23 protein-coding genes are annotated in these 18,535 nt (G+C 49.0%); 6 read left to right on the top strand and 17 right to left on the bottom strand.

The window, feature by feature from the left end; all coding sequences use genetic code 11:
- Window positions 1-18: 18 nt before the first annotated feature.
- Entirely contained in the window at window positions 19-1,011 is a 993-nt protein-coding gene (locus MKQ70_RS14880) for a helix-turn-helix transcriptional regulator (protein ID WP_248072257.1), read from the bottom strand.
- A gap of 180 nt (window positions 1,012-1,191) precedes the next feature.
- Between MKQ70_RS14880 and MKQ70_RS14875 the strand changes: the two genes are divergently transcribed.
- From MKQ70_RS14875 to MKQ70_RS14860, 4 genes are read left to right on the top strand one after another with little or no spacing between them, the layout of a single operon-like run.
- Window positions 1,192-1,701 carry a hypothetical protein gene (locus MKQ70_RS14875; RefSeq protein ID WP_248072256.1) on the top strand — a complete coding sequence of 170 codons (510 nt, stop codon included), beginning with the start codon at window positions 1,192-1,194 and terminating at the stop codon, window positions 1,699-1,701.
- A 19-nt stretch (window positions 1,702-1,720) separates the two neighbouring features.
- Entirely contained in the window at window positions 1,721-2,269 is a 549-nt protein-coding gene (locus MKQ70_RS14870; RefSeq protein ID WP_248072255.1) for a DUF7003 family protein, read from the top strand.
- Complete coding sequence (locus tag MKQ70_RS14865; protein ID WP_248072254.1) at window positions 2,223-2,567, top strand: DUF7003 family protein; 345 nt, start codon at window positions 2,223-2,225, stop codon at window positions 2,565-2,567. Before MKQ70_RS14870 ends, MKQ70_RS14865 begins: the two co-directional genes overlap by 47 nt.
- Entirely contained in the window at window positions 2,560-3,411 is an 852-nt protein-coding gene (locus tag MKQ70_RS14860) for a PDDEXK nuclease domain-containing protein (protein WP_248072253.1), read from the top strand. Before MKQ70_RS14865 ends, MKQ70_RS14860 begins: the two co-directional genes overlap by 8 nt.
- Before the next feature lie 429 nt (window positions 3,412-3,840).
- On the opposite strand, the gene MKQ70_RS14855 is transcribed toward MKQ70_RS14860, so the two are convergent.
- From MKQ70_RS14855 to MKQ70_RS14830, 7 genes are all read right to left on the bottom strand, one after another.
- Entirely contained in the window at window positions 3,841-4,143 is a 303-nt protein-coding gene (locus MKQ70_RS14855; RefSeq protein WP_248072252.1) for a hypothetical protein, read from the bottom strand.
- Window positions 4,074-4,577 (bottom strand): hypothetical protein, encoded by a 504-nt coding sequence (locus tag MKQ70_RS14850; RefSeq protein WP_248072251.1) that lies wholly within the window; start codon window positions 4,575-4,577, stop codon window positions 4,074-4,076. Before MKQ70_RS14850 ends, MKQ70_RS14855 begins: the two co-directional genes overlap by 70 nt.
- A gap of 11 nt (window positions 4,578-4,588) precedes the next feature.
- Window positions 4,589-4,843: a hypothetical protein gene (locus MKQ70_RS14845; protein ID WP_248072250.1), complete on the bottom strand. Its 255-nt coding sequence runs from the start codon at window positions 4,841-4,843 to the stop codon at window positions 4,589-4,591.
- Window positions 4,844-4,863: 20 nt separating this feature from the next.
- Window positions 4,864-5,391: a S8 family serine peptidase gene (locus tag MKQ70_RS38505; RefSeq protein ID WP_308199030.1), complete on the bottom strand. Its 528-nt coding sequence runs from the start codon at window positions 5,389-5,391 to the stop codon at window positions 4,864-4,866.
- The gene (locus MKQ70_RS38500) at window positions 5,388-5,882 is read right to left on the bottom strand and encodes a S8/S53 family peptidase (protein WP_282456522.1); all 495 of its coding nucleotides are present in this window, start codon (window positions 5,880-5,882) and stop codon (window positions 5,388-5,390) included. The genes MKQ70_RS38505 and MKQ70_RS38500 overlap by 4 nt, the downstream gene beginning before the upstream one ends.
- Before the next feature lie 100 nt (window positions 5,883-5,982).
- Complete coding sequence (locus tag MKQ70_RS14835; RefSeq protein ID WP_248072249.1) at window positions 5,983-7,263, bottom strand: hypothetical protein; 1,281 nt, start codon at window positions 7,261-7,263, stop codon at window positions 5,983-5,985.
- 690 nt (window positions 7,264-7,953) lie between these two features.
- A complete protein-coding gene (locus MKQ70_RS14830) occupies window positions 7,954-8,376 on the bottom strand; it encodes a TIGR03067 domain-containing protein (RefSeq protein WP_248072248.1) in 423 nt (140 codons plus the stop codon).
- Between the two features lie 315 nt (window positions 8,377-8,691).
- Here MKQ70_RS14830 and MKQ70_RS14825 point away from each other — a divergent pair, with 315 nt between their 5' ends.
- On the top strand, window positions 8,692-9,279 hold the full coding sequence (locus MKQ70_RS14825; protein ID WP_248072247.1) for a hypothetical protein: 588 nt from the start codon (window positions 8,692-8,694) through the stop codon (window positions 9,277-9,279).
- Window positions 9,276-9,485: a hypothetical protein gene (locus tag MKQ70_RS14820; protein WP_248072246.1), complete on the top strand. Its 210-nt coding sequence runs from the start codon at window positions 9,276-9,278 to the stop codon at window positions 9,483-9,485. Before MKQ70_RS14825 ends, MKQ70_RS14820 begins: the two co-directional genes overlap by 4 nt.
- Here MKQ70_RS14820 and MKQ70_RS14815 read toward each other — a convergent pair.
- The 9 genes from MKQ70_RS14815 to MKQ70_RS14785 all read right to left on the bottom strand — a co-directional run bounded on the left by MKQ70_RS14815 (window position 9,482) and on the right by MKQ70_RS14785 (window position 18,529).
- Window positions 9,482-10,942 (bottom strand): TolC family protein, encoded by a 1,461-nt coding sequence (locus MKQ70_RS14815; RefSeq protein ID WP_248072245.1) that lies wholly within the window; start codon window positions 10,940-10,942, stop codon window positions 9,482-9,484. The two genes, MKQ70_RS14820 and MKQ70_RS14815, sit on opposite strands and share 4 nt — an antisense overlap.
- A 135-nt stretch (window positions 10,943-11,077) precedes the next feature.
- A complete protein-coding gene (locus tag MKQ70_RS38495) occupies window positions 11,078-11,434 on the bottom strand; it encodes an efflux RND transporter permease subunit (protein ID WP_308199029.1) in 357 nt (118 codons plus the stop codon).
- Window positions 11,435-11,441: 7 nt separating this feature from the next.
- Window positions 11,442-12,701, bottom strand: a complete 1,260-nt coding sequence (locus tag MKQ70_RS38490) for an efflux RND transporter permease subunit (protein WP_308199470.1) — start codon at window positions 12,699-12,701, stop codon at window positions 11,442-11,444.
- A 40-nt stretch (window positions 12,702-12,741) separates the two neighbouring features.
- Entirely contained in the window at window positions 12,742-14,025 is a 1,284-nt protein-coding gene (locus MKQ70_RS38485) for an efflux RND transporter permease subunit (RefSeq protein ID WP_282456520.1), read from the bottom strand.
- A gap of 29 nt (window positions 14,026-14,054) precedes the next feature.
- Entirely contained in the window at window positions 14,055-15,140 is a 1,086-nt protein-coding gene (locus tag MKQ70_RS14805; RefSeq protein ID WP_248081386.1) for an efflux RND transporter periplasmic adaptor subunit, read from the bottom strand.
- Window positions 15,140-16,663, bottom strand: coding sequence for a hypothetical protein (locus MKQ70_RS14800; protein WP_248072244.1), 1,524 nt, complete (start codon window positions 16,661-16,663; stop codon window positions 15,140-15,142). The genes MKQ70_RS14805 and MKQ70_RS14800 overlap by 1 nt, the downstream gene beginning before the upstream one ends.
- A 27-nt stretch (window positions 16,664-16,690) precedes the next feature.
- Complete coding sequence (locus tag MKQ70_RS14795; RefSeq protein ID WP_248072243.1) at window positions 16,691-16,957, bottom strand: tetratricopeptide repeat protein; 267 nt, start codon at window positions 16,955-16,957, stop codon at window positions 16,691-16,693.
- Window positions 16,954-17,589, bottom strand: coding sequence for an O-antigen ligase family protein (locus tag MKQ70_RS14790; RefSeq protein ID WP_248072242.1), 636 nt, complete (start codon window positions 17,587-17,589; stop codon window positions 16,954-16,956). Before MKQ70_RS14790 ends, MKQ70_RS14795 begins: the two co-directional genes overlap by 4 nt.
- Complete coding sequence (locus tag MKQ70_RS14785) at window positions 17,582-18,529, bottom strand: O-antigen ligase family protein (RefSeq protein ID WP_248072241.1); 948 nt, start codon at window positions 18,527-18,529, stop codon at window positions 17,582-17,584. Before MKQ70_RS14785 ends, MKQ70_RS14790 begins: the two co-directional genes overlap by 8 nt.
- Between the last annotated feature and the right edge of the window lie 6 nt (window positions 18,530-18,535).

Here is an 18,535-nt window from a genome sequence, read left to right as displayed (position 1 = left end):
TGCGCCGGGAGGGCGGTTTTATAATGATTTTTGTTGCCGGTATTGTTCGGGTGTACAGCCAAACTGGTTACGGAAAGCACGGCTTAAAGAAGAGCTTTCTTCATAATGCACTTCATGGGCAATTTGCTGGATGCTCTTATCGGTTGTTAGTAGTAGTTCACGGGCTTTTCTTAGTTGTACCTCGGTTCTGTACTCTTTTCTTCCCTTTTTGTATAAGTCTCTCAGGGCAACAATGAGATTACGGAACGGGATACCGGTCCTGCACTGAAGTTCTTTCAGTGGCAGCATCAGGAATGCCAGTTCTCCCATTGAATCCGCCGTATGTCTGAGTTTCATTTTGTGATCTTCATACACCTTATAACCACGGCGCGGTTTCGGAGCTTTTTTCTTGCAGGCTTCCACATATTCTATCAGCAACTCCTGTATACGCTGGTCAAGGTGTAAAATCCGGCTTCCTCCCCGTTTAGTGCTTTGCGTGATTTTGTTGATGAGGTTTTTAGTCTTCTTGTTAGATTTCACGTTGCGTATCGTCCAATCCGTGATATCTGCCCCCTGGGCATATTCCAGGATGCCGTCCATTTCCGGGTGACCATGACATACCAGTTGCAGCAGGTCAAGGTTGATGTGCAGTTTAAGTACGGTACAGGCACCCGGCGGAACCTGCAGATAATGATCACCCGCAGGTAAGTAATAAAGAAAGCCTGTATCGCATTGATGTTGCAGCAGGCCGAGCAGGCTATGTTCCATGTCGAGATGTCCCTCGAGCGTATAGGTAAGTACGATGCCTGGTTGCGTTGCAGGTACATGCAGTTCGATGGGCTGGTCCAGTTCAAAACAGTGTTTGGTCAGCAGGTATTGCGCACCTTTTTCGGACTGTTGGAGTATTCTTCCAAATCCGCCACTGATAATGGATACGTCGGCCATCTTGATCATCCGGTGGTAAGGATGGGGGCAGGGGATATGCTCAACTGTTGTGATTTCCGCAGTCTTTGGGGAGGGCGTAAAAAACATATCGATGATTTTGGTGATGAATCATCGCTGAAACGGAAGGCTGAAAATCTGTGGCCGAAAATAAGGAAAGCTGGTAATTCTGCCAAAAAACGAAGGCGTCAACATTTGTGCGTATAGATTGAACCTGTATGACAAGGTAGATGAATTTCGAAACGTGACTTTTGCATAAAATCCTACGTAATGAAAAACCACAAATCAAATCTACCCCTGTTCACCTGGAATGGTGAACCCTGGCATCCTCAGTATACGATGCACAAAGCCGCGCCTCCCGCATTAACCGGGGAGGGCGTAAAACTCCGGGTAAAGAATGCGGTGATATACGCCACGAACGTCCGGCGGGATAAAAGGCTCCGGGAATTCTACGAGTCCTGTAGTCACCGGCGCAGCAGTGTTCACCGCACGGCCGTCATGGATTACCAACATGGTCCTGTTATCGAAGCCATTCACTTTACCGGCAAACGGCAATTAGCCAGTCTGCTGATCGAAGCCACGGACAATGTGCGTGTAGATGCGGTAAAAGTCATCGTGTACGATACGGCTAATAAGCAGTTAGAAACGGGGCTGGCCATTTATCAGGAAGAAGAACAGGCCTGGCTGTACGAATGTCAGCAAAACACGGCCGCATCGGTACAGGTGATCGCCATGGATATTCCCGGCAACAAAACTTCCGCAAAAATTCAATTCGATTAACCTTTAAAATTTTTGAAACATGTTAACAGTAAATGGGATCATTGATACACTTGAAAACTACCCTGAATTTGGTTATGATCAATTTGTATCACTTCGTACCCACGATACCTTCCTGGTAGACAGCCGGCTGAACCTCTTCCGGCACCCTAACGGGCGGTGGGCGGTAGTATTCGAACGACTGGTGTTCGATGTAGCTGATTGTGAGCTGCTGCTGCAGTTGTTCTACTACGGCAATTGCATCACCGGTTACGAAGCCGCTTACGAGGTGCTATTGATGACAGACAGTTCCTTCAAAGACACCGCCAGCGGATGGTGGCTGAAAGAGAACGCACAGTACTGGAAAGTAAGGAACAAACGGCTTCCGCTTTCGCAGCAGCTGACGGACTACCTGAAAGCCGGCATCCAACCGGAACATAGCCGCCGCTTTTCGCTGGTGGAAGCCATGCGGCAACTGGTATCCGCACATCCGCAAACGTTCCGCGCTACGCCCAGGGGAGTTATTCCAGTATCTGCCAAAAGAAATGGAAAGGATACTGGTGCTGGACAACTGGTACCACAAATCGTATGAACTCGATTACGTGTTACAGTTGGATGCGCAGGGCGTATTGTCGCTGGCCCGGGATTTCAGAAGTGTGCTGGATACCACCGGCCAAAGTCTCGAAACCAAAGCCGCGCTCCTGAATGTGCTCATTAACGACATGGCGCGCAGGCAAAACGCCCCCGGCAGCTACGAAACATGGCCAATGTTGGCCGGCGTGATCGTAACCGGTGATCCGGACTACTATAAGCCGGAGTGCAGTCCAAACAGCCACTGGTCGCACTGGCCTAACCGGTACGAGGAGTTTAAACGGCCGGGATATGCGTAAGCGGTTTCTCCCGGGTATGCGGGAGCTGCTGCTGGCGCCGAAGCGTAATGTCCATATGTATTGGGAAGCTGGCCGGCGCATCGTGCAGGAGGAGCGTGGGCGCCCGGACGAATTGCTAAAAGCGTTGTCCGACGCCCTTGAAAATCGCTATCCCGAGCGAGACCTCCGCCGGATCCGGCAGTTTTATCTCACGTTCCCGAATCGGGACGCACTAAGGCCCGAATTGACATGGAGCCATTACCGCGCACTCATCAGCGTATCCAACGAGGGGGCCCGTAGTTTTTACCTGGAGGAAACCCTGCGCCAGTCGTGGACCGTACGGCAACTCGAACGGAACATCAGCAGCCGGTACTTCGAAAGGATGCAGCCCGGTTTATTGAAGGATCCTTACGTGCTGGAATTTTTAGGGCTGGATGAAGCTGCCGTCTATTCTGAAAGCGATGTAGAATCCGCGATCATCCTTAATATCCAGTCATTTTTGCTGGAACTCGGTACCGGCTTTAGCTTCGTAGCCCGACAGTACCGGATCCGGACCGAGACGAAAGTCTTTTTCATCGACCTGGTCTTTTATCATTACATCCTCAAATGCTTTGTGCTCATCGACCTGAAGATTGCGGCACTCACGCACCAGGATATTGGTCAGATGGACATGTACGTACGCATGTTCGAAGCGCTCAAAAGGGGCGCGGATGACCTGCCGACGCTCGGCATCATTCTCTGTAAGGAGAAGGATCAGACGATCGTGAAGTATAGTGTGCTGGAGGAGAGCGCGCATTTATTTGCTTCAAAATACAGCCTTGTTTTACCGTCGGAAGATGCTTTGAAGGCTGTGTTGGAGCGATAGTTGTTTTTTTAGTTCTTTGACATATTGGGAATAAAAAATCTGGGGACGCTATTGGTGGCCGGAGGCTTTATTATAACAGGGTAAGGAGGACTTAGTGCCTCCTTACCAATTTTTTGTATTGACACGTGCCATAAGATTAATGCCATTAATACAGTGCAATAACCACTAATGGCACTGCGTTAGTAAAAGCCGTAACTTGTCAATAAATCCTAATTATATGATACCTGCATTTTTATTATCACTCCTTGGGATGTTGGCGCCAGGGCAGACGGATTGGGCTAATCTCAAATCGCTCAGGCTCTACCCTATGTTCAAATGGGGGAGATGGATACCATGAGTGCTGCTACCAAGGGTCCGGCCGTATGGCAATAGGGACATTTGCCGCAGCCGCCTTCTCACTTGTCATCGCGGAAATCCCGACACGACTTTCTATTTCGACGTCGTTTTTTCCTTTTCGTCTACCTTCTTAAAAAGACCCTCGAACCTTAAGCCTATTGAAAAGAAGAGGTCGTATGTCCATGTTTTAGTATGCAGTTGGTCAAAATCGAGGTTCTCAGAAATCTTGTCGCCCGCATTGTATTTTCCTTTCAGCATATCTTTCTGAGCAAGGGCAATGCCAGTGTTTAGCGATATGAAGTCGCCAATAGTAATACTGGGACCAATTAAGGAACTGAAGTTTTCCAGGTTGTAAGAGAAGCCGGCCGTAATACCAAACTTAATCGGTTGTTCCATTTTTTATAGAAATGATAAGTTACCATTACGGTAGGCGATATGTTACGTAAGGTATTTCTTTCGCGGCGGGATTTGGTGATGAGGTAAGTACTGCCGGTATCTTCTTTGGAATAATAGTTATCGAACTTCGTAAGTGCATCCGGCACGTAGGTAAAGCCGAAGTATACTTTAAAGCGCTCCGGGGTGGGGCAGAGGAGTTCGTATTTCCATTCTTCATCATCTCTTTTGACTGTAATAGTCACTTTCTGTCCTTTTTCAAGTGAGATGGCTGTTATTAAGGGAACATTTTGTTCCGTTTTTGCGATGGAGGCAAGTGCCTTTGATATGGCGCTTTCGCAACTGTCTGAAGACTTGGTTTTGTCAATTATCTTTTTGAGTGCGAAAACTTTTGCAGGTATATTAGCTTCCTTTTCTTCGCCATCCAACTCGGTCATCGCATCTTCAATTAACTTGCACGCCGGTCGGGACGTAATGCTACTAAAACTGGGTAAGGCCGGGGTGAAAATGGAACAATTTCTTTAATCACTTTAACTACATATTTGCCATCGACTAAAGTGTTCTGCAAAATGATGGACGAGAAGGATTGTGGAGAGATCGTTTGCGTAAATTCTTTCCCTTTAGACAGGTCAATTTTTATCTCTTGCCCTGCTGCATGTAAAGAAAAGAACAGCAGCGTTAATAGAAGGTATTTCTTTTTCATGGAGCGTAATTTTATATTGGTTAATCTATTACGAATTTCCTGGCGTCCAGTATACCGTTACCCCATAATTTGCGGTCGCCCGATGCGTTGGTCTGGAATGCGGTGGTGATAAGTTTCTGCCTAATATGGCTATGTAGAGATAGTGAGGAGGTAGATATTTGTCGGTGTTTTAAATCGGAAAGTAACAGCGCAACTACTCCGGCTACAAAAGGTGTGGCTGCAGATGTGCCATCAAAATACTGCGATACATTATTTTGCCAATAAGCCTTAATGCCTGCACCGGGCGCCATGATGGTAATGCCTTCTCCAAGAGATTTTCCTTTAGGATGTTGTGAAGGAATACCATAATTACCGGTCTTATACCCGCTATCTCCGCCTTCCAGTGTAATGGCACCGACTGAAATCATGCCCTTTAAATTAGCAGGACTGTCCACTCCAGATGCTTTATTACCGGCTGCCGCAACAAAAATGTGTTTATGCCAAATATTTTGAATCACCGCATCTACATTTGGGGTAGAAGCTTTTATGCCGCAGCAGATAGTAATCACTTCGGCCCCAAGTGCCGCGGCCTTATTAATGGCTGCAGGTAAATTTTTTTCAACATCCGGTCGTCTTCGTCATCCGCCACTTTGATAACGATCAATTCGCACGCGGGAGCAATACCGGGATGCATGCCCTGGTGACTACCTGCAAGAATACTGGCGCAACTGCTACCATGACCATACGTATCCTGAATGCAAAGAGGGTTGCTCGCGTAGTTTTGCCCGGTCAACACATTAAACCCGTCCACAACAGCGTGGCTTAAAAAGGGATTATTGAGATCAATTCCCGTGTCAATAATCGCTACTTTTACTTTTTCGCCCTTGATGCCCCGCGCCCAAACCTGATCCACTCCGAGGGCCTGTATGCCCCATTGGAAAACGGCCTCTGTATCGCCTGAACCTCCGCGCCAGTAATATTGTTTTTCTCCTTTATCATTCGTTTTATATAGCCATTCATTTATACCCTTCAGTGTTTCGCCCGTTTCGACGCCTTCCATACCGACGTCGTTACCACTAGGATAGATTACGCCAATAGCCTCATAGCTAACACCCGGACCCTTACGGATGTAAATGGGCTTTTTATTTTTACTGTGAGCATCATCCGTCGATTAAGGAGTTAGTATTAGTGGGTGTAGTAGCTGCGGGCGTTTTACCTGCCGTGCGTATTTGCACAAATTTGTTCAGCAGGTCGAACCAAAACGGGGCACCAAGGCCAATGGCGATGGCGGTGATCAGAAAACCAGCCAATTTGGTCCAGGTAGTTTTATACCATATATAATTCCTGATCATATAAAACTGATGATCTTTGAACAGCGCCGGTGGTAGCAGTCCTGCGTCACCGATAGCTAGCAGTTGCTGACGTTTTACGTTCTTTTTGCCGAAATAGGGAATGTTCCTCGCCAACCATCCAAACTTCGTGTCTTTCATATGTGCAGCAAAAGCCGAATCGTTCTCGCCATAGTTGCCCCAGCCCAGCCCTAACAGTGTATTCACTTCCTTTATCTCCATCTTCAGCGTATCGACCTCGCCTTGCGTAAGCACTTTTATCCCGTTCTTCGACGAATCTTTTGCCACTGCTTCGCCAATATCTGCCAGTTGGGCCGCCACTGTCGGATTTTGAGAGAGGAAGTACGTTATCTCCACCGTATCAATATTAAAACTCACTGCAAGGGCCAATCCGATGGCAAACAGCCAGTTTTGTGTGTTCCGCTTATACCAACCCGTTACCCTGTCCTGCGATTCATTGTACCACTTCTGCAACCGATGCCTGAATACGTCGAGGTCGCCGGCAGCTTCATTAAAATGCAGGTTGAATATCTGTGCTACCTCGGTATCAATTTTAGCTTTGTTTTTATCAAAGGCAGCCTTTACCAGTGGCATGGTGGCCGCCATATCCTGGTTGCCCTTCTCCAGATTCTTTAGCAGGTCGATGATCACGGTTGAAAATATTGCATCAGAGATATAACTGGGTTTCTGAAAGAGATCGTTCTGCCCGAAGTTCTTAATAATGGGATGGTCATACAGCTCGTCATATAGGCAAATAGTGGCTGCCAGGTGGTTATCGCGTTTCGTATTTCTGCCGTCCATCCGTTTAGCCATTATGGCTGCTGACTTTTGTTTCTTGAAAATCTTCGTCCAGCTACCCGCAAGCCACCCCGTAAAACGGTGAAGTCCCAGGTTATCTAAGATCAGCAGCAGATAAGGGAATCGCCGGTCGGGGGTATTGGATAACATCACCTTAATACTATGGAAAAGCATATCCGATCGGCGTTGCAGTATTACACTGATAGCTTCCTGTAGTGCGGTGGCAAAAAGGCTGTACATCAGGAAAATCAGCAACAGGCTTATCACTATATTCAATACAGTGTTATCGAACATAAGTTAGGTAGTTTGGGGTGTGAGGATATTTATTCGCTTGCCATGCAAGCGATTTGTATAGTATAGGCCACATTACCGTGGGCTGTTAGATAACTCGATGTGTAAATAAACCAAGCTTCGTAACTTTTCTCTATCGCTAAAATGAAAACCGGGAAATCAATAAAGGGACGGCTAAAAAAAAAAGTAACCGGAATGTTTGGGATATCTGTTACACAATTATTGGGGCGTCAACATTCGGGGTATTGTTAAATAAAATTAGACAATTTTGGTGATTTTCCAAATTTCTTCATAGAATTTTCCAGGGTGTTAAACATTTATTCATTTGCACGGTCGGCTGAATTTTTGAATAAGAGATGCTAAATAAATACTGGGACGATTCAACGATTTCGTCAAGGATATATCAGTTGAAGGCATGGTAAATGGGCACTTTCTCATGTGTCGCTAGCCAACGTTTCCACCATCGCCTAATTTTTGAATAAATGATGTCTTAAAAAAATATCGGTTCGACTCACCTTTTTGCCAAGGAAATATCCGACGGAAGTGCGGCTTGTTTTTCCACAGTCTTTTTGGAGTGGAAATGTTTTAATGCCGGATTCCACATCATAAAGCCGACCGTAAAATGTTGCCCGATATCGCAAAGGATCGTTAGCTTTTTTGGCGCTGATGATATCATTAAAAGGTCTAAGCCTTTCAGAATCCCTTTCGCTTGCAGCTAATCAACTCCTGATTGTTTTTGTCTGATATTTCCGTTGGGCGCAAACCAGGAGGTGCGACTACAATCTTCAGCGAATCTCCGTTCAGCTCATAACCGACACTCACCGGCGTGGGATTAGTAAGCGTATCCTCTGACCGAAGAATAAGAAATCTGGGGTTACCAGTAGTGTCCAACCTGAACGAATACTTCATCACCTTCCCGGTTTCGTCTGTGAAGCTAATTGTATCACCTTTGAAGACATACAGGAAAGACACATCCTTTTGGATGCCGTTCACGCTTTCTGTTTGCCCGAGCCAGGATCCTTGTAGGTTTTCCTGGTCAGTAGATGTAACTGCGTCCCCGGCGTCGCCGCACGAGAAAGTACAAACGAGTAGCAATATAATCAGGTAGATTTTCATAATGTTTTATTAACAGATGTATACTATATGAAAGGGTACAAAATTGGAGTTTATCACTGTTAAAATTATAAAACTTATTAAAAAATGGTATTCCGAATCTATCTATTTAACCCATTCTGCAATTTAACTTTGGCATAGATGAAAAGCGGAATCGAACGCTTAATTGCTTGAAAATGAACGCGCCGTAAAATCAATGGTATCCCCGTATGTCGCCCTTCCGCGAAGTTCTAATCTTTGGCCGGTGGCGTACCTAATACCAAATAATTTAAGTATCTTGGGGTATAAAATTACCCCTTCCCTTTAAACCATGTTACTATGCTTCGGCTTATTGTATGTTTGATATGCGGCCTGACCCAATACCAACTAGTGGTGGCGCAAAGTCCTTTTGGTAAATACTTTGAATTAAAAGTCGAGCAGATTCCCCTCAGTGACAGAACCCTGCTTAATATTTACCCGGCATTGAAACCCTCCAATGGCGACAGTGTCATGGCATTTATGAACCGCCATAAACGTAGATTTGAATACATTCTGCTGAACAGGACCTCTTTTTCTTCCCGTGCAAACGATCTATATCCGGACGTTAAAGCCATGAGCACCCGCTATACGGACAGCCTCATATATAATCCCAGGTTCATCGGATATTACAACAGGCTTGTGTCGCCGGCGGCGGCGCTGAAAGGAAATAGTACCATGTTATCCGTATTGAACGGGGGCAGTGGATTTTCAAAAACGGAAATGATGGAAGTAGCCTCCCGTTTTTTCTACTGTGATGGTATCAGGCCAAATGGTGAAGTTACCTGGCATGTATGCATCGGGCTGAATGGCGTTAAAGAGGCCAATTGGACAAAAGATATGACCCTGCTGGAGGCGTTTGTGTTCGAGGCCATTTTCAACACCGGATGACGGGCTCCCCGGCAGACCAGCAGCTCCTCGAGCGGTTTACAGGATATGTTAGCGCAGCCGGAAAAAATTACCAGAAATCGGGCGCATCGCTCGAAGCCATCCGTAGCGAAGTTTTTCTCAGGATGCAGGAGGATAGCTTGCTGGCCGGTCTGCTGAACCGATATTACGACGACGTGAGGCATACATTACCATTCGTTATCCTCTAGCGCAGGCCTTCCCCGGCTATCAGCGCCCGGTTATTCATAAAATCGAACAAAGTAAGCCTCCTTAGCAGGTAATGCGTGCTCCAGTATTTTTGCAGCATATTCAGATAATCTCGCTTCGCCTGGTCTTTTTCGTTTTGTGTGATATTAAAATCAGTAACCGTAAGTTTCCCTGCATTCAGTTGAAGCCCCGCCAGCTCGTACCGCCGGCTGGCCAATGAATCCCGTGCTTTCAGCAGAAGGAGGTTCTCGCGTAATAAGTGCAGGTTGCTGATATAAGTAGCCACCTCCCGGTAGATGTTCTGCTCATCGGCTTCGTTGGTGGCCATTGTGAGTTGCTCGATAGCACGCGCACGCTCAAAATCTGCCTTTTTCCGCCCCCAGTCTACCAGCGGCACACTGAACCCGATCGATAGCCGCTGCTGATCGTTGGGACTGTTATAGATCTCTCCAATGTCTTTGGATGCCCGGTTCAAACCGTAGCTTGCATTCAGCATGACCTCCCGTCCCGAACGCCGCGCCTTTTCCATGCCCTGGCCGGCCTCCAGTTTTTTTCGCTCAAATTGTATGAATTCTGCCCGGTAACGCCTGGCATAACCGACCGCCTCGGCAACATCTGCGTCATACAGCGGAATTACTTCCGGAACGGTGATGGTTATAGAAACGGTATCGGAGCCACCCAGGAACGACTTGGCGTATAACTGCGCCAGTTTATAATCGTATCGCGCTTGTTCCAGGTCTTTCCGGCTGGTGAGGACCAGCATCTGGAGCTGCAACAGGCGGTCTTCGCTGGTGGTACCCAGGTTGATCCGCTGTTCTTCGATGGCGTAGTTTTTCTCCGCATTACCAAGGTTGGTGGTAGCCAATGAAATGGCTACCTGTGCATGCAAGACATTAAAGAAGTAATCCGTAGCTTTTCCCGCAATAAATTCCATTTCCTGAAGGAACAGTCGTTTGGATTCTTCGAGCCGCAGGGGTTGGATTTTATTCTGCCATTTCAGTTCGTTAAAATTGAACAGCGGCTGCGTCAGCCGGATGTAAATCGGCGTGCCATTGTATTGAAAGGTCTTGTTCCTGAATTCGTCGAACCGGTTGAGCTCGGAGTTGACCGACACCAGACCGCCGGTAGCAGTGATGCGCTGCGTGAGCCCAAGGCCCAGATTGCCGGTATTCTGGAAGATCGGCTGAAATTTAATTGTTCCATCGGGCTGCGTTACCGCGCTAAATTCCTTGTTATACCCAGGGAGGTTGCCGTATAACAATATCTGCGGCAACTGATTGCTGCGGAACAGCCTGAACTCCTGCTGTGCGATAAGCATACTGGTGGCCGCGATGCGGTATTCAGGGGAGTTTTTCTGAGCAATCGAAATGCATTCCTCCAGCCGCAGCGGCAGCTCCCGGGCGCAGACGGTCATGCCCGGCAGCACCATGAGAGCGGCTGTGAACAATCGTTTTAACATACCGGTATTTTCCGTGGTGATAGTTGAGTATTTTTGTGTCTACGCTTCCTGGCATGTTTTCCTTGCATATAATACCAATATGCAAGGGGAATGAACCAGGTGGTAAAAAAGTGCCGAATGTAAGCCCGCCGATGATCACCAGGGCCAACGGCAGCTGAAGTTCGTTGCCAATTCCGTCCGAAAAAGCACGGGCACCAGGGCCACGGACGTGGTTAAAGACACCATCAGCAGCGGCTTCAGACAATTCGACCCGGCCTCGTGGATCATTTTACCGAGCAGGCGCTCATCGAACACTGCCCCCATGTCCATGTATTTCTTCTCAAGCCGGTTGAGCGTCTCCAACTTGAGGATCGGATCATCCACGATCAAACCCAGAATAACGATAAAGCCGGTTGCCGACATCACATTGAGTGTTCCACCCGCAGCCCAGAGCAAAATCATTCCACCGGTGATGCCGAGCGGAATGGCCATCATGATGATCAAAGGCAGCACAAGACTTTCATATTGTATGGCCAGGATAAAAAAAAAGCAACAGCAATACCGTGAGGAAGATGATCAGCAGCGACTTAAGCTGGTCACTGTTCTCAAAGTAAAGCCCGCTGAAACTCACTTTCATGTTTTCGCTTGCGGCCGCCGCCTCCAGTTTTTTCCTAAGCTGTGTAAAGTCTGCCGACCGTTCATCGAACAGGAGCGACTGGTAAATTCCCTTTGAATCGGCGAAGATGTATGCGGGCTGTTCTTCATCGGTAACGGAAATGAATTGGTGAAGGGGATATAGCGTACCATCCGGGGCCGGGATGTTTGCGGCCAGTTTATCACCAAGGTCGGTTTCCCGCATCTGGAGAAGGATTCTCTTAAATATACCAAACTGGCGAATGTCAGACACCGCAACATCACCAAAATGCAGGAACAACGCTTCTTCCACTGCTGGCCTGCTGATTCCGTACAAAGCCATTTTTGCGTAATCCGGTACGATGGCGAGCGACGATTCCTGACGAAGACTCTTTCCATCGACGGGTTTATCGGCAGCCAGTTTTTGCGAGATGCGGCGTACTGCGGCCTGCTGCTCAAGTGTTTCAGATGGCGAAAGTGGTCTGAAGCGCGCCTCGAAATAAGGCTTGCCGGAATCGAATAACTGTGTGAATGCGTTCGGAGATTCCGTTTGTGTGAGTTCCGCCATTGGGTAACGCTCGCGGGCCCATCCCCTTATCCGGTTGCAAATGGCGACACGTTCCTGTTCGTTGCCGGACCTGATATAAATTTCCGCGCGCTGAAGTGTATTTTGCCCGTTCTGCATCAAAAATTGCCGGATCCCGATTTCCGACTCGAACACTTCCGCCTTATTGCCAATATCGGCATATATACTTTTCACCCTTTGGGCGTTTTGCTTCGCATCGATGGGTTCATTCCAGTCGATCGTTATCAGTGCCTCACTGGATGTGATATGCGGAAGCGCACTTACCGGCATTTTCCAGGCCAGTAAGATGCCCAGCGGCATCAGCAATAATGTGAAGAGCAGACAAGCGCGACGGTTCCTGAGGATTTTGTCCACCATTTTATGGTATCCCCGCGAAACCGCGCGGAACGCCCAGGTGTCATCTTTCAATGGCGCCGACCTGCGCGAAATGAGCGCTGCATAAAGGAGCGGCGTGAGGATGAAAGCCACCAGCAGGGATACGCCGAGCGATATGGTGAGCGCAATACTTTGATCGAAAAAAGCGCGCCCGCTATGCCGCTCAGCAAAATCAGCGGAGCATATACCGCCACAGTTGTCAGAACCTGGCTAATAACCGGGACAATTACGCTGTTGGTGCCCGCAATAGCACTGGCTTTCGGGGATGCCAGCTTTTTTCTTCACGCGTGATGCTGTCGATCACAACTATCGAGTTGTCTATCAACATGCCAATTCCCAGGGTGAGCCCGGAAAGCGAAATGATATTGAACGAAATGTTGAACAGGTAGAAAAAGACAACGCTGATAGCCAGGGAAATGGGAATGTTGATGCTCATGAGCAGCGGCGATTGCCAATTGCCGAGAAACAGGAAGAGCAGGAGGACAGTAAGCCCGCCGCCATAGAACAAATCCTGGTAAAGATTGTCGATGCCCGCGTTCATCAGGAACGATTGATCTTGTGTTAGCTCGAACCGGGCCTGCGGATAGTCCTTCGTAAAAAGCGCCGTCATTTCCCTTACGCGTTCTACCACATCGGTCATTCTGCTGTCGGGCTGTTTGTGAATGGCTACAACAAGCGCTTCGCTGCCATTGTAGAAATGATAACCGGTTTGTGTGTCGGTAGACTCTTCCACATTGGCTACCTGGTCCAGCGAAATTACGGCCCCGTTTTCCAGCCGGATGGGCAACCGGGCAATCGCATCGGCGCCGTCGAGATTATTGTTGACTTTTACGAAGTACCGGTAAAAACCGTCCCGGACGCTGAGACTGCTCATTTCCCTGTTGGCCTGCCGTACGGCCGTGACCACGTCCTGCTCCCGCAGACCAAGTGCCAGTAACCGGGCCCTGTTTGGCCGGATAATAATGTTGGACTTGCGCAGGCCATGAATATCCACGAGCGACACGCCTTCTATCTGTTCCAGCCTGCGTTTGAGAATTTTCTCCGTGAAATCGCTGATGGAAAGATAATCTGCCTGCCGGGATGGGATGACTTGTAGCCGCATCACCGGTATGTCCGATGTATTGAGCCTGATCACTTCGGGTCTTTGCAAGGTAGGGGGCATGGCCCCGGCAAGCCTGTCCAGTTTTTCGGTTACCGACAGGTAGGCCGTGTTCATTGGTGTGCTATAATCGAACGTCAGGCTGATCAGGCCGAGGTTGTCCGACGACTGGCTCTCGATATGCTTTAGGCCGCGTAGCATGGCCAGCGACTCGCGTGCCCGCTTCGTGAAATTTTCTTCTACTACGGAGGCTGACGCCTGCGGATAGTTGATTTTTACCAGTATTTGTGGCACATCGATATTAGGAAGCAGGGATACTGGGATCCGGAAAAGTAGCAGCATGCCTGTAACGATCAGAATGGAAAAAATAGTGATCACCGCTACGGGCCGTTGTATGAGAAATTTTACCATGGTGCTGGAGCTTCGGGTTTGCGATAGGTTCAATGACGCCTTACGAGGGTGGTATCGCGTACCGGTGTGTCTTGCGTAAGCTGCTGGTTGTTGGAAGTGATGACTTTATCGCCTGGACTGATCCCGGTCAGTAACACGATTTCTTTTCCATTTTCGCTGCCCGTTTCCACATAGTTCCATACTGCAACGTCGCCTTTCAATGTAAATACTACTTTTTTTCCGTTCCGGGTAACGACGGCTTCTTTGGGAACTACGAGCGACTTATCTGAAAGTATGCGCACTTCAATACTGCAGTTCATCCCCGGAAAAAGTTTGCTGCTCCCTGCCACGAGCAACTTCAAGTTCACCATCCCGTTTTCCGCCACGTACGGATTTATTTCCTGGACCGTTGCCGGGTAGTGCGTTTGCGGATCAGATACTGGGATACACGATGCGGGTGTGCCAATGTGGAGGAGGCCGATCTCAGATTCCAGTATGCGAATATTGACAAGCAGCTGGCCGGGATGATAGACTTTCATCAAATCCTGACCGGCCTTGATGTATTGTCCCTGCTGCACGGCCACATCTGCCACCATGCCGCTGAAGGGGGCCCTGATGATGGTTTTGGAAAGCTCGTATTGGGCTTCCCTGATATCCTGCTCCGCAATCGCCAAACCGCTACTGATACGAAGCTTGGTCTTGATGGTGTCTGCCTGCGCCGTGCTTTTGTTTTTAAGCAGATTTTCGTATCCAAGCAATTGGCTTTCATATTCCTTTTGGCCATTAAACTGTAACTGGTGCGCCCTTTCCAGCCGGAGACGAATTGGCCTGTCGTCGATCTGCGCAATAATCGCCCCCGCGGCAACCACGGTCCCGGCTTTTACCCGAAGGGAAACCATGCTCCCCGACGTCTCTGAGATTATTGTCTGCTCCCTTAGGGGAACAAGTTTTCCGTTTGTTCGGATCGTATGATAAAATGGCTGCTGGGAAGCCGTGACGACTGTTACGGACACTGGTGCTGTGGTGCTGCGGGGGAGCCGGGCTTCGCCGCTTTCCTCACCAGCGGCGGCAGATCCGTTACAAGACCAGGCGCAAATTGCGATACATGCGGCGCAGATGCCACATCGAAGCCACATCAGCGCCATACCTGCTCGTTTTTATCTAAAGAGAAAATACGTTCCAGCCGCCCATCGCCCGCCCGGTCTACCAACCGGTAAAGTGCGTTGCGGGGTACATCAGGAAAAGTAATGGAGGAATCTTGCATGCATTTTTGCACACCGGCTGAATGCCATATGCCAGAAGTATCAAGATAAAGCAGGTTGTACACATGCTGTTTTTTTACCCACGACAAACTGCCCGTATTCAATTTATGCAGCTGTATAGCCATCCTCGGGCCGTTGATGTCCGGTGACTGCCTGACTATCTTCCCTTCGGTATTCAACAGGAATATATCGCCGGTTAAGGTATACCCATCGGCCGCGGGGATGGCGACCTGGTACAACATGTTCCTGCCCATTTGCCGGAAAACCGCGGTGCCGTTAGTGCAGGCTCCCAAAAATATGGGGACCCATTTCCCGTAGTTGTAAACACAGATATAGGCAAATGAGGCATCAGTCGTATCGCCAAGCTGATATGTTATATCCGATACGTTTGTATGTTCATGGGTAACATCCATCCAATGGTTATGTATCAAATGTTGCAGCAGGAAAGCGCTGCCCTTCGTATGCGGTGCGATCGAGTCTTTCCAGTAATTAATCCGTTTGAAACATTGCCGGAATACTTTTGCCGCCCGCTCTAACGTACGGCCGCTGGCGGTCGACATCTTACCATGTTCATCCAGGAAAACTTCCGTTGCATGCCCGCTGTTTTGAGAACCCCACACAGGCACAAGGTCGATGGTAGAAGGTATGCCGATCGCTCTTAACGCATAGACGCCCAGGTGCGAGCCCCTGTAGCACTCGCCCTTACTAACGGCCTTCAGCTCAATCAGGCCGGGAGAGGTAGTGGCAAGCAACGTTGCCGAAGGCTCGTATTTATACCATCGCCCTATATCGTCCACCACGATGTCGTAGTACAGTTCATTGGGAATGGTCAGTAACGTATCTCCCGGGTGCGTTCCGTCATATTTCTGCAAGGTATCGGTGAGGTGCGAATGGTACCTGTCGGTAAAATAGTTTCGCCAGTTTTCCGGATTTTCCCGGCGCACTTTATAAGGTAATAAATATTCCAGGAACATTTGCCATGAGGCGCTTTTGTTCCATGGATATTTTCTCCATGCGGCGAGGCTCTGGGCAATGTTTTCCCTGATCATTTCGTTCGTCAGTAGCAGGCTGTCTGGCACTACGCGGGTAACTGCATGCAGCTGCTGCGCATCCATGATCCGCAGCAGGCTTTCCTCGCTGGTTATCGTATCCAGCCGGATATCTATCACCTTTCCATCTTTGGTTTGAAAGTCCACAACTTCCGATTCGAGGTCGCTCATGTTATCGCGAAGGAAAATGGCGGCCGCCAGCTGGAGGCTGTCTCCCGGCACTGCCGCGTAACCATCTATCACTTCCTGCCAGTCCACCGGGCGGGAAGGTTCAGGCTTGCAGGCCATCTCCGCCATCGTCATCGTTAATATGATAGCGTAAAAGGGTAGTAGCTGTTTGCTATACATGTTGTCATATTTTTAACCGTTAGGAAGCTAATTTCGCCGCAGCAGGATTTTCATTTGCTCCCGGATGTTTTCCACTTCGAACGTGTAGCCGGTTTTGGGCTGGATGGCCAATACTTCCTGCGCTTTCTTTCTCGCCCGGTCCTTATCGCCGGCATCGAACATCAGTTTCGCGATGGCGGCCTTCGGCGAAATCCAGGATGGTGCCATGTGCTCTGCTACCGTCAGCAGCCGGAGGGCTTCCTGATTCCTGCCCAGTTGTTGCTCGCACCAGGCAAGCTGCATGTAGCACGTCATGTCGGTAATAATAGCGGCAGACGCGCGGAACTTTGTGCTGCCTCATCATATCGTCCGTTATGAAGCAGGATATTTCCATAATCAAAAAGGAAAATGGCATTGAAACCGATTTCGTTCTGCAATTTCTCATAGGTCGCGATGGAAATATCTGCCTTCTGTAAAGCTTCTGTCCATTCATAAGCTGCCGCCGCTTTTCTTACGATCGATGTCATGCTCCAGCACATGGCTCCTGTGATTAACATGGCAACAGCCAGCATGATACGCCGATAACGCTTCACCGGAATCCGGAAAACCGCGGTACCGGAAAGGGTTTCCCGGATACCTATCAAAACGGCGAGAAAGAAAAGTATCGGTAAGCTGTGTAGTGGATACGAAAACAACGATGTGACGAGCACGGACAAACCGCTAACCTGAATACAGCGCACGAGTAAAGGTGTTGAAGAGGATGGGGTGCGCCGGAAGAACAGCCATATTATACCACCCACCAGCAGCACGCCGACGATGCCCCGCTCCAGCAATAGTTGCAGCGGTTCATTGAACGCCAGGTAAGTAAAACCCGCCACAAGTTTCTCCTGATCGGTAGCCTGGCCGGAAGAAAAGTATTGCGACTGCCACAACAGGTAGTCATGCATGAAACGCCCTTCCCCGATGCCGGTAAGTGGGTGCTCGGAAAATTTTTTTCGCAGCAATCTTCCAGATCAGCGCCCGGCCGTAAGATGAACCGGATTTTATCTGGAAGAGGAATACGAGAAATAAAGACACCAGCAGGCCTATGCACAGTTTCGCGATGTGGGACTTGCGGATGAAAGATATAGCCCTGCGGGCATGCGGAAGGTAAATGTCCGATAACAACAAAGCCGACACGAGAAACGACAGCAACGCAGCCCTCGATTGACTGAAAACCATCACCATAGCGAAGAATGCCGTAATCATGATGCAGCAAGGCCGCTGCCAGTTCACGGGCGAATATTTCAGGGCGAGGAATATGAAGATGGCATACATTGCGGCAATGTATCCGGCAAACAGCCCCACGTTCCCGAAGGTAGCCTTAAATGCCATAGACAGATGTCCTTTACTGAAAGACAGCCCCGCTGCCTGCCAGCCCGCTGTTCCGATAGAATACAGCAACAATGCGCCTAGCAGCAGAAAAAGCACGTAGACGGATCGCGGGGTGGCCATGCCCCTTACGCAAAAATACAACATGGCCGCTGCTACATAGCTAACCGGGGTTTCCTGGCTGAAGGGATGCGCGCCGGATAAGAGAAACGCAGATGCGACGAATACCGGCAATAGCAGGTCGGTATACGTGATAACAACGGCTCCTTCCCGCTGCAGGATTTGACGGAGCAGTGCCAACCATGCCACCACTATCGTACTCGCTATACATACCAGCCAGGTCCGCAGCCCGTAGCTGATCATAAATGAATAGGGCACGTAAAAATAAGCGATACCAAAAGGTATCAATAACAATATGGCCGGCAAGGCGGCGCGTAAGCTGCGTGCCGCTTGCATGGGCTGCGCCGGCCCCTCACGGCCTGTGGTCAACCAGTCAATACCTGTTATTCCGTTCATAACGTA

This window comes from Chitinophaga sedimenti (genome assembly GCF_023156195.1).
Classification (GTDB): Bacteria; Bacteroidota; Bacteroidia; order Chitinophagales; family Chitinophagaceae; genus Chitinophaga; species Chitinophaga sedimenti.
Note: the sequence above shows the minus strand (reverse complement) of the source record. Positions and strands in the feature narration are given on the sequence as shown.

Bases quoted from the DNA above. Each gene is read 5' to 3' on its own strand.
- MKQ70_RS14880 (WP_248072257.1), bottom strand. From the start codon at position 1,011: ATGTTTTTTACGCCCTCCCCAAAGACTGCGGAAATCACAACAGTTGAG.
- MKQ70_RS14875 (WP_248072256.1), top strand. From the start codon at position 1,192: ATGAAAAACCACAAATCAAATCTACCCCTGTTCACCTGGAATGGTGAA.
- MKQ70_RS14870 (WP_248072255.1), top strand. From the start codon at position 1,721: ATGTTAACAGTAAATGGGATCATTGATACACTTGAAAACTACCCTGAA.
- MKQ70_RS14865 (WP_248072254.1), top strand. From the start codon at position 2,223: ATGGAAAGGATACTGGTGCTGGACAACTGGTACCACAAATCGTATGAA.
- MKQ70_RS14860 (WP_248072253.1), top strand. From the start codon at position 2,560: ATGCGTAAGCGGTTTCTCCCGGGTATGCGGGAGCTGCTGCTGGCGCCG.
- MKQ70_RS14855 (WP_248072252.1), bottom strand. From the start codon at position 4,143: ATGGAACAACCGATTAAGTTTGGTATTACGGCCGGCTTCTCTTACAAC.
- MKQ70_RS14850 (WP_248072251.1), bottom strand. From the start codon at position 4,577: ATGACCGAGTTGGATGGCGAAGAAAAGGAAGCTAATATACCTGCAAAA.
- MKQ70_RS14845 (WP_248072250.1), bottom strand. From the start codon at position 4,843: ATGAAAAAGAAATACCTTCTATTAACGCTGCTGTTCTTTTCTTTACAT.
- MKQ70_RS38500 (WP_282456522.1), bottom strand. From the start codon at position 5,882: ATGGAAGGCGTCGAAACGGGCGAAACACTGAAGGGTATAAATGAATGG.
- MKQ70_RS14835 (WP_248072249.1), bottom strand. From the start codon at position 7,263: ATGTTCGATAACACTGTATTGAATATAGTGATAAGCCTGTTGCTGATT.
- MKQ70_RS14830 (WP_248072248.1), bottom strand. From the start codon at position 8,376: ATGAAAATCTACCTGATTATATTGCTACTCGTTTGTACTTTCTCGTGC.
- MKQ70_RS14825 (WP_248072247.1), top strand. From the start codon at position 8,692: ATGCTTCGGCTTATTGTATGTTTGATATGCGGCCTGACCCAATACCAA.
- MKQ70_RS14820 (WP_248072246.1), top strand. From the start codon at position 9,276: ATGACGGGCTCCCCGGCAGACCAGCAGCTCCTCGAGCGGTTTACAGGA.
- MKQ70_RS14815 (WP_248072245.1), bottom strand. From the start codon at position 10,942: ATGTTAAAACGATTGTTCACAGCCGCTCTCATGGTGCTGCCGGGCATG.
- MKQ70_RS38485 (WP_282456520.1), bottom strand. From the start codon at position 14,025: ATGGTAAAATTTCTCATACAACGGCCCGTAGCGGTGATCACTATTTTT.
- MKQ70_RS14805 (WP_248081386.1), bottom strand. From the start codon at position 15,140: ATGTGGCTTCGATGTGGCATCTGCGCCGCATGTATCGCAATTTGCGCC.
- MKQ70_RS14800 (WP_248072244.1), bottom strand. From the start codon at position 16,663: ATGTATAGCAAACAGCTACTACCCTTTTACGCTATCATATTAACGATG.
- MKQ70_RS14795 (WP_248072243.1), bottom strand. From the start codon at position 16,957: ATGACGTGCTACATGCAGCTTGCCTGGTGCGAGCAACAACTGGGCAGG.
- MKQ70_RS14790 (WP_248072242.1), bottom strand. From the start codon at position 17,589: ATGCATGACTACCTGTTGTGGCAGTCGCAATACTTTTCTTCCGGCCAG.
- MKQ70_RS14785 (WP_248072241.1), bottom strand. From the start codon at position 18,529: ATGAACGGAATAACAGGTATTGACTGGTTGACCACAGGCCGTGAGGGG.